The sequence below is a fragment of the Acidobacteriota bacterium genome (genome assembly GCA_040754075.1).
Classification (GTDB): domain Bacteria; phylum Acidobacteriota; class Blastocatellia; order UBA7656; family UBA7656; genus JBFMDH01.
This window is the reverse complement of record JBFMDH010000063.1, coordinates 1-8,614: the sequence shown is the minus strand read 5'-3', so window position 1 is coordinate 8,614 and position 8,614 is coordinate 1. Positions and strand designations below refer to the sequence as shown.

The 8,614-nt window shown below is 47.7% G+C and carries 4 protein-coding genes and 1 tRNA gene; 1 reads left to right on the top strand and 4 read right to left on the bottom strand.

Going from position 1 to position 8,614, the window contains the following annotated elements:
- A partial coding sequence (locus AB1757_31105; protein MEW6131518.1) for a PQQ-dependent sugar dehydrogenase occupies positions 1–1,579 on the bottom strand: 1,579 nt, incomplete at its 3' end.
- Between the two features lie 465 nt (positions 1,580–2,044).
- Positions 2,045–4,666 carry a hypothetical protein gene (locus AB1757_31100; GenBank protein MEW6131517.1) on the bottom strand — a complete coding sequence of 874 codons (2,622 nt, stop codon included), beginning with the start codon at positions 4,664–4,666 and terminating at the stop codon, positions 2,045–2,047.
- A 144-nt stretch (positions 4,667–4,810) separates the two neighbouring features.
- On the opposite strand from AB1757_31100, the gene AB1757_31095 reads away from it, so the two are divergent.
- Positions 4,811–4,883: transfer RNA gene (locus AB1757_31095), tRNA-Lys, on the top strand.
- Between the two features lie 74 nt (positions 4,884–4,957).
- Here AB1757_31095 and AB1757_31090 read toward each other — a convergent pair.
- Both AB1757_31090 and AB1757_31085 read right to left on the bottom strand, forming a co-directional pair.
- Positions 4,958–5,602: a class I SAM-dependent methyltransferase gene (locus AB1757_31090; GenBank protein ID MEW6131516.1), complete on the bottom strand. Its 645-nt coding sequence runs from the start codon at positions 5,600–5,602 to the stop codon at positions 4,958–4,960.
- A 26-nt stretch (positions 5,603–5,628) separates the two neighbouring features.
- Positions 5,629–8,424, bottom strand: coding sequence for a DUF5695 domain-containing protein (locus tag AB1757_31085; protein MEW6131515.1), 2,796 nt, complete (start codon positions 8,422–8,424; stop codon positions 5,629–5,631).
- Positions 8,425–8,614: the final 190 nt, after the last annotated feature.

The following is an 8,614-nucleotide window of genomic DNA, read 5'->3' as shown; positions in this document are numbered from 1 at the left end:
TGCCTGAGGTAATCGAGACCCAGTTGGCATTGGGCGAAGCCGTCCAGTTGCAAGCGGTTTGAGTGATGACATTGAACGAGCCGCTGCCGCCACCGGAAGTGAAATTCTGACTCCCGTTACTCAAACTATACGTGCAGGTGATTCCCGACTGGGTCACCGTGAAAGTTTGTCCTGCGATAGTCAATGTCCCTTGTCTTTGTGACGTGGTTGTGTTTGCCGCGACGTTAAAATTTACACTTCCAGGTCCGGTTCCACTGGTGCTTGAAGTTATTGAAAGCCACGCGGCATTACTCATAGCCGACCACATACACCCGGCTGTCGTATTCACCGTTACGCTGCCACTCCCGCCCGAGGCGCTGAATGTTTGTGAAGTGGGATTAATGGAATAGCTACAGCTTGTCGTGTTGGTTATTTTATATAACGTGCCACTCGTGCTGCTGTATTGAATGACGTAAATTTCTCCGGCTTCATCTTCGCCAAATGAGGATAGAAGAAAAGCGGTGTCCAAAATCACCGTCTGGGTTGTGCCCTGCAATTGAAAGATTTCGCCAGAACAATAATCGGCATAGATATAAGCGCCATCCGGAAAGGTATTGATGGTTCCGCGATAGACATATCCGCCGGTTATCGAACAACGACCACCGGTGTGCGAATATTCGGCAATCGGCATGGTGTAATTGCCTGGGGTACAAAGTTGCGCATCCAGATTGGTGCACTGGGTTCCTTCATACACCCGCCATCCATAATTTCCGCCATTGGTGACAATGTCGATTTCCTCTCTCGCGCCTTGTCCGACATCGGCGACATAGAGTTGATGTGAGCCGCCTCGATCAAATGAAAAGCGCCAGGGATTTCTCATTCCTACGGCATAAATTTCATCCAACCCGGGCGTTGCGCCAAAGAAGGGATTCGTCGCTGGTGATGAATAAGGTGTGGAACCATTCGGCGTATCAATATCGATTCGCAGAATTTTCCCAAGAAACACGTTGATATTTTGCGCGCGATTGCCCGGGTCATTTGCAGAGCCGCCGTCACCTGCTGCGATATATAAATATCCATCAGTGCCAAATTCAAGCATCCCGCCTTTATGATTGGTAAACGGTTGCGCGTAGGTGAGGATTACGGTTTCGGTGGTATCCGCTACATTCGGGTCAGCGACCGAAACCTGATACTCAGCGATCACCGTAGCGCCATCGGTTTGTCTGGTGTAATTCACAAAAAAGCGCCGATTAGTCGAGTAATTCGGATGAAAGGCTAACCCCAGTAATCCTTGTTCACTGCCGGAAGATAAAACTCTGGCGCTTATATCAAGGAAGGTTGTGGTTGAACTCGCGCCCGGTTGTAAAACTCTAATGCGACCGGCTTTTTCGACAATGAATAAGCGATTGCTGCCGTCGTGCGCGTTGGTGACATAGACGGGGCTTGCAAGGTTACCAATAACCGGAACCAGGTTTATTGCCTGCGGCGCATTGATATTAGGTTCGCTGCCGACTTGTTGAGCAGAAGCCCTGATGAATGAAATGGCGATAAAAATAATAAAAATAAATCCACAGCTTAAAACAATGATTCGGTTTCGCATCTCGTTTTCCTCTTTACTCTCGAATGATTTTTACCGGATTAATCTTCTATTTTTCGACGGAAAATCCGGTTGCTACTTAAATGGTGAAGAATATTTTGTGTTTTACCAGCAAGAAGATTTTCATCTTTCGCCAGTTTTCTATTTCTTTTTATTAAATTCTGTTGAAGACTGAATTGGGGCAGCGCTTAATACTATTCACTGATAGATTATTTAAGCAAGTCGATACCAATCTTCTTTGGTTAGCGTGCGAAAGGCAATTAAATGGAAAGTCAAAAACAGATTTTAAATAGTGAGTATTTACAGATAGAAAACGACTACCAGCAGTGCGCTTGTGGCAAAATTCTCCCGTTTGGACAGGCAAACCATGTGCATCGCTGTCAATGTGGCAGATTATGGTTACGCCCGGATTGTTCCGAAATTTGCGCGCCGTGGAGCGAATATTAATTTATTGATGCCAGACTGGAATCAATTCGCGACAGTGATTTGCACAGTCTTTTTTTGATAGGTATTGGTTGTGCCGGGTTCAAAAGCAATTTCAAGCATTCGCCAGCCGCCCGATGTCGGAACCAACCGCCCACCACTCACCTGCAAATTTCGCAGCGATGAAAAAAGTTTAAACTGATAGGTTTTCCCAACCACGCCTTCAACCAATAAATTCAGGCTATTTTTATCGCCCTGCATACTTAAAACCTTCAACCCCTGCGCGCGCGCTCCGAGGGTGATTTCATCACCGGTAAAATCAATATCTATGCCTTGGACGTATTTGATTTCAATATCGAGGCGACGAGTGATTTGCGGGTTTACCAACACACTCAAATCCTGCGAGGTTTCTTGAAGTTTAAAGGGAACCGATTTGCCATCAATTAAAACCGCTTGAATTTTTGTAAACGGCGCAAATGCCGGAGCGAATTTTAATTCATAGGGTTCATCGCTATCTTTTTCGATGGTCGCTTTAAAGCTGGTCGCCGTTCTGCGAATGGAAAACGACATTGAGTTTGCGCCTACGCGGTATCGCCGGATATCGAGTTCATTCCAGGCGGCGGGAAGTTGTGGCGCGAAGGTTATCTGTTTCAATGGCTCATCCGCTTTAATTCCGGCAAGCCCACGAATGAATGGAGAGATAATCATGCCTGATGAGAAGAGTTGATGCGGGACTGAGGTATTGAGCGGGCGAAAATAATCCCCCGACCAGATTTCCGATGAAAAGCCCAGGGCGTCGACGTGCGGGGAACGAGCGGTCTGCATCAGATGTTGAAATGCCGAAATCGAGTGGTGATATTCGTACTCACCGATTGCCACAAACCCGGTCAAAAAGAGCCATACGCCGCCATTGTTATAAGCCACGGGGTCGTAAGCCGAACTTGAATTAGCGAGCATTCGCGACCCCCAATCGGTGCTCAGTTCATGACCGGTAAGCGATTGCAATGTCGGTTCAACCTTTGAATTTTCGAGTAATCGAAAAGCCAGCGGAATCGCTGTCCAGGAGGTCAATTCGGTATTGATGCCTTTGGTGGTTAGGGCAAAAGCATAACGTCCGCTTTTTGAATCAAAATATTTTTCTCTCAGGGTAGTCAGACTTTTTTCATAACGCATCTGCGCATCGTTTTTTAACGTCTCATCTCTCATTAACTCCGCCATACGCGCCATTCCCTGCATCGCTTTTACGGTTGCCGAAGCGAGCAAAACATCGGTTTGTAAATCTTCCTGCAACGAACCGAGTTCCGATGCGCCAAGCCCCGCGCTAAGGTTATCCATCAATCCATCATTGTTGGCGTCTACACTGAGGCAATAACTATAGGCTTTTTTGAGTGATTCCCAACTTTCGCGCAAGAATTTCACATCGCCGCTTTGTTTGAGATATTCATCGAATGAAACGATATAGAGCGGCGTGGTATCCGCGTGATAATAACCATAGGGATAATCTTCAAACCAGCGAATCATTCCGCCCGCTTGCGAAAGTTCGTGCATGATTTTACCCGGCGCTCGGTCATTGGCTCGCGGATAAACGTTTTCGGCGGGACGCTGGAATTTTTGCAGGAATCGGTAGACTTCGCGCATGGTGTCAAAATCGCCGTAGCCATTTATCGCAAACGAATTGATAAACGCATCGCCGCCGAAAAACCACCCGAAACCCGGTCGCGCGCTGTCGGTTGAAAGACCGAGTCCGGCAATTAAACCTGTTCCAAGGTCAGGATTGATAACCAAGCCTTTATCCAAGGCGACCTTTGCCCATTCAAACGCGAGGTTATAGTTTTTATCCGGGGTTGTCACAGCGGTTTTCGCTTCGCGGAGTGTGCGATAATGGTCAACCGTCTGTTGATAAAGTTGACTGACGTTAGCGAGTAAATTTTTATATTGCTCGATGCATTTTTGCCGCCCATCCATATTCCCTGTGATGATGATGGGAATGAATTCATTGTGGGCTTTTTGTGCAGCGATTTTCATTACAAAGCGCACTGCGCCAGGTGTCAGCATATGGGCTTCGGTTGAAGAACCGCCTGCGGCAAACGGACTGCCGATCAGACCGTTAAATTTTCTGCGACTTTCACTGATGATGAAAAATTTCTGTTCCTGATTCCACGAGGCATATTGCCCGCCCAATCCCGCCGGCCACATGGGTTTCAAATCGGGAACAAAACTGACTTCGATTGTGAGATTTTTCGCGCTGTCAATATCGAATAAAACGATTGAGCCTTTTTCATTGATGGGTGAAAAGATGATTTCACGAATGGTAAATTGCGGGTGCGCATAGACGATGGTGAACGATTCCGGTCGGGCAACGACGCGATGAGAGAAATTGGATAAATCGATATCTGTGTCGCCGCCTTCAAGCGAAACCCGCAGGCGGAATTCGTGAAATAATTTCATCGGATAAACCCAGGCTTCAAACTGTCCGCTCTCGGTTCCGAGAATGGCTGAACGCCGACCTGCGGCATCAAAGAAAACCTGATTTCTCGACAGGCGAGTGAGTTCGATGGGGTTATTGGAAATTGGAAATTTAGGTACGGATTGCGCTCGAGTTCCCCATTGGCAGATAGAGAAAAAACTGATGAGCAGAAGCGCTGCGCGAACTTTACGGTTAAACATAGCGCAGGTATTAAAATCACAATTCGGAAGAGATGCAAACCCGAAAAGAATTTTCCTTGAGTGTTGACGAGCGGCAATTCGATGTCTATTATTTCAATTTCGATTTATCAGGAAATTGCAATCAGTAGACGGTAAATCGAAATGGGGCCGATAGCTCAGTCGGTAGAGCAACTGGCTTTTAACCAGTGGGTCGCAGGTTCGAATCCTGCTCGGCTCATCAACTTAATCAATAGTTTACGGGTAGCCTGATAAGCTGCCCGTTTTCTTTTGTGGCATTTTGTGGAGCGATATTCATATCTTCTTTAAAACCCAGGTCGTCATACATCGCAGGTTTTGCACATTCGTCGTTTTTATGGGTTCAAGCCATATCCCGCCTAGCCTTGAGGTCAGGCTTTCTAACATCTCTTCATCAACAAGGAATCTTTCGGTTCCATCGGGGAGCAAATAACGCCGCTTGGCAACTTCTTTAATCAGATGTTCTATACCTATCGAACTCGCCAGACGCGCAAAAAACCTGCCCTCTGGTTTGAGCACCCGCCACATCTCATCAACCATTTGATTGAATTCCAATTCATCTTTTGCGAAGTGTAAAATGGCACTGCTCAGAACCGCGTTAAAGTGGTTATCAGGAAAGGGAAGATTTTTAATATCGGCAACCTTGAAATTAGCTTCAGGTAAATGTGGCGCAAGTTTTGACGCAAGCCTTTGAATCTGCTCGATGGCTTGCCGCTCTCTATCCACTGCGAAAACCCGATACTGATTGCGCAAAAAATAGATGAGGTTTCGCCCGCTGCCACATCCCGCATCAAGAATCGTCATCGAAGACGCAAAGCGCCCCTTGAGTATCTGATCAAACAGATAAATATCAATGTCGCCAAATTCATCACGCAAATTCATGCTTAAATCAACTTTCACTCTAACTATTGATTCAGCCATCCGCTTATCGGGAAAAACCACAGCTTTTATTGATTCGCAGATAAATCCACCCAGGTCACTTTCGCGGCAAGCGGAATGCTAAAGGCTTCGCGTTCGTTTTTAAATTGCCGATGCGGTTTAAAGGCTCCTGTCCGTTTAAATTTTGCCGGTTGCTCAATGCGTAACCATCCCTGTCGCGTCGCAGAAGTTGCAGGCGAAAGTCCGACGCGGACGATGCCGGTTTTTGTATTCACCTGAACATCTTCAAAAGTCCCCGCATCCAAAGTCAACCATAAACCGAGTGGCGCGATATAAACACGCTTGCGAAAAGAATCAAGCGGCTTCAACTTTATCCAATCACCTTCCCGTTTAACATTGCCGCCAAATGCTTGCCAGCCAAATTCAGGGTGATTGATTAAATAGGTCGCCGTGTTCACCGCATGACCGAAAAAGTTCGGTCCATAATCACCCGAATAGGCATCCCATTTCAGCGTCGCAGGAAATGAATGAAAGGCGGCTGAAGCGAAGCCTTCGCGGTCGATGTTCGTCAACCCTCCAAGCGTTCCGCCATAACCGATTCTCAATAAATAAAAATCCTCCGGGTGCTCGCGATAATGCGTGAGCGCCGGAATCGCATTCAACCCTGAGCCGTAATGATGCAATTGCCGCTCAATCCGCCGCAACTTCCCGCCATATAAAAAATCCCAATAACGACGGGCATTTCCGTTATATCCCCAGTGCGGCACCGTCGGCATATAACCGATAATCGAATTCAGTGACACCTGCGCTTTATCCGCATAGCCGAAATATTTGCACCAGGCATAAACCTCTTCCTGCCCGGTTGAATCCCACGCCATTTCGCTCCCGAAAGGATAGGCTTCCTGCTTCCAACGCTCGGCACGTTCACGCATCAGGGCTTCAACAGCACCGGCTTTTTCTTTCCAACCTTCACGTTGCAAATCCTGCAAAAGCATCAGGAAAATATCGCCCTCCATTAAACCGAGTTCGACATAACCGACACGCCGCTTTCCCCTTGCATCTTTGCTGAATAAAAATCCGGTTGTCTCATAAGCTTGATTGAGATACCAATCCCAAGAATGATTTTTAACCAGCCCCTGGTGGTTACGCGCCAATTGATACATCGACCAGTATGCCGCGACGACGTGCGGGTAGTTATAACCACGACCGATAGATTCGGCGTCCTTCTTTTTCCAACTCGTCCAGGTCGTCCAATTGAAAGTCGGTTCATAAATAAATCCCGGAACCTCTGTTGGGCTATAAAAAAACAGGCTTTTGCGCACGCCGTATTGGTTCGCCCCGTCGTTGTACTGCAAGCCGCCCCACAACACCTTATCAATGAACTGTTCAAACTTTGCAACTTCATCGCCACTCGGTTGTCCGAACGCTTTCATCGCCGCCGCAAGCCACGAACCTGACCCGCCTTCATCACCTAAACCGGCAATCCACACACGACTGTCTTGTGTGACAATCCGGTCGGCTTCGCGGTCATAACTCATCACCGAAGGACTGCGATGAAACGGGTCATTCGGTTCATCGAACCATTGTCTGGTCATCAAAAAATTCCCAAGGTCAGCAACCGCCTGCGCAGCCGGTTTGATGACATAATAACTGACGCTCTGGTTGGTGCCGTCCGCATAAGTTATGGCGAGCCTCGCGCGCCCCCAACGCTTGCCGCGCAAGCGAAAATTTCGCCATCCGTTTTTGGTCGGCGTTTCTTCGCGAATGGTAATCGCATCCGCCGGTTCCGAGGTTATTTTCGTGATGCGGGGTTGATAATTTAAAAACAATCGCCCGTCAACATCCATAGGCAAAACATAACCGGGGATGCCGACCGCGACCGGACGTTGATTGGCGGCAAGGGTTGATTCGATGTTGCGAATTTCATCTGCAACCAGAAATCGTAAACCATAGGTTCGAGTTTCGCCGGGCGCAAGCGTTGCGCTTGTCGGGGGATTCCATTGCTGTATGCCACGCCACTCATTTTCCGCGAACGCCTGAGTATGAACTATCCACGCGAAAATCCCTTCAAAGGTTTGATTGGTGCGCATCGGTTCATTTAAAAGTTGATAGGCTTCAAGTGGGGTTTTGCCATCAGGCACAACCACCAGCGCAGCGCCCTTGCCGGTCAACCGTGTGACCTGCACATAACCTGCATCCTGCCCGATGTAGGGGTCTGAGAATGAACAGATTTCATGCGCCTGTTCGAGCGAGCGGTCAGTGAGCAGATTATTAAACCCAAGCGCCAACCCAAGACTGCCGATTTGAACCGCATCCGTTGACCGGTTTTTCAATTCAAAGCGCAACACCAGACGACTACCTTCAACCAGCCAACTGCGTTTGATTTCCAGAGGGCAATCCGGCGGCAGAGTTGGCGACAAATCAGCCGCCGCCAGGGTGTTGCCGGTGACTGACAATGCCTGAACCGGTTTGCGCGTCTCAGCCGTCGAATATTCTTTCCACGCTGAGGAGCCTGAACGCACACGTAAAATCAAATCGCCGAGATGATAAAATCCATCACTCGCGCGCAGGTTTAATCGGTCAGCCGGGGTGAAATCAAACCCTCTACTCAATTTCGGCACCAGCGCCGCGACGGTCTGCGAAGCCTTCACCAGTTTTAACTGGAAATCCGGTGTATCGAATTCTAAAAAGCCTTGCTCTAAACCAAGCGTCGCCGGTCGGCTTTGATTGCGATTGGGTGATTGTGAATTTTGCGCGCAGGCAGGCTGAACCTCAGAAGAGATTAACAATAAACCGGCAAGAATATTCAGGAGTAACCAACCAGCGGCTGGTGCGATTGAGCATTGCAGAAATCTTTCGGGCATAAGCTAATCAATTTTTCACAACATCGATGTAATATAAATCCGTAGCAACTTCAAAATTTGCTTTAGTACACCGTTTTCTAAGTTTTTACGTCTTTTAGTCATTTAGTTTTATCATGAAAAAAGAACATATAAAACTAAGCGAAAAAGATGAGAGTTATTTGACAGCCCTGATCAGCAAAGGTCAACAAAA

What these genes read in the sequence shown, in the direction of transcription:
- AB1757_31100 (MEW6131517.1), bottom strand. Translation starts at nt 4,666, where the DNA reads ATGTTTAACCGTAAAGTTCGCGCAGCGCTTCTGCTCATCAGTTTTTTC.
- AB1757_31085 (MEW6131515.1), bottom strand. Translation starts at nt 8,424, where the DNA reads ATGCCCGAAAGATTTCTGCAATGCTCAATCGCACCAGCCGCTGGTTGG.
- AB1757_31090 (MEW6131516.1), bottom strand. Translation starts at nt 5,602, where the DNA reads ATGGCTGAATCAATAGTTAGAGTGAAAGTTGATTTAAGCATGAATTTG.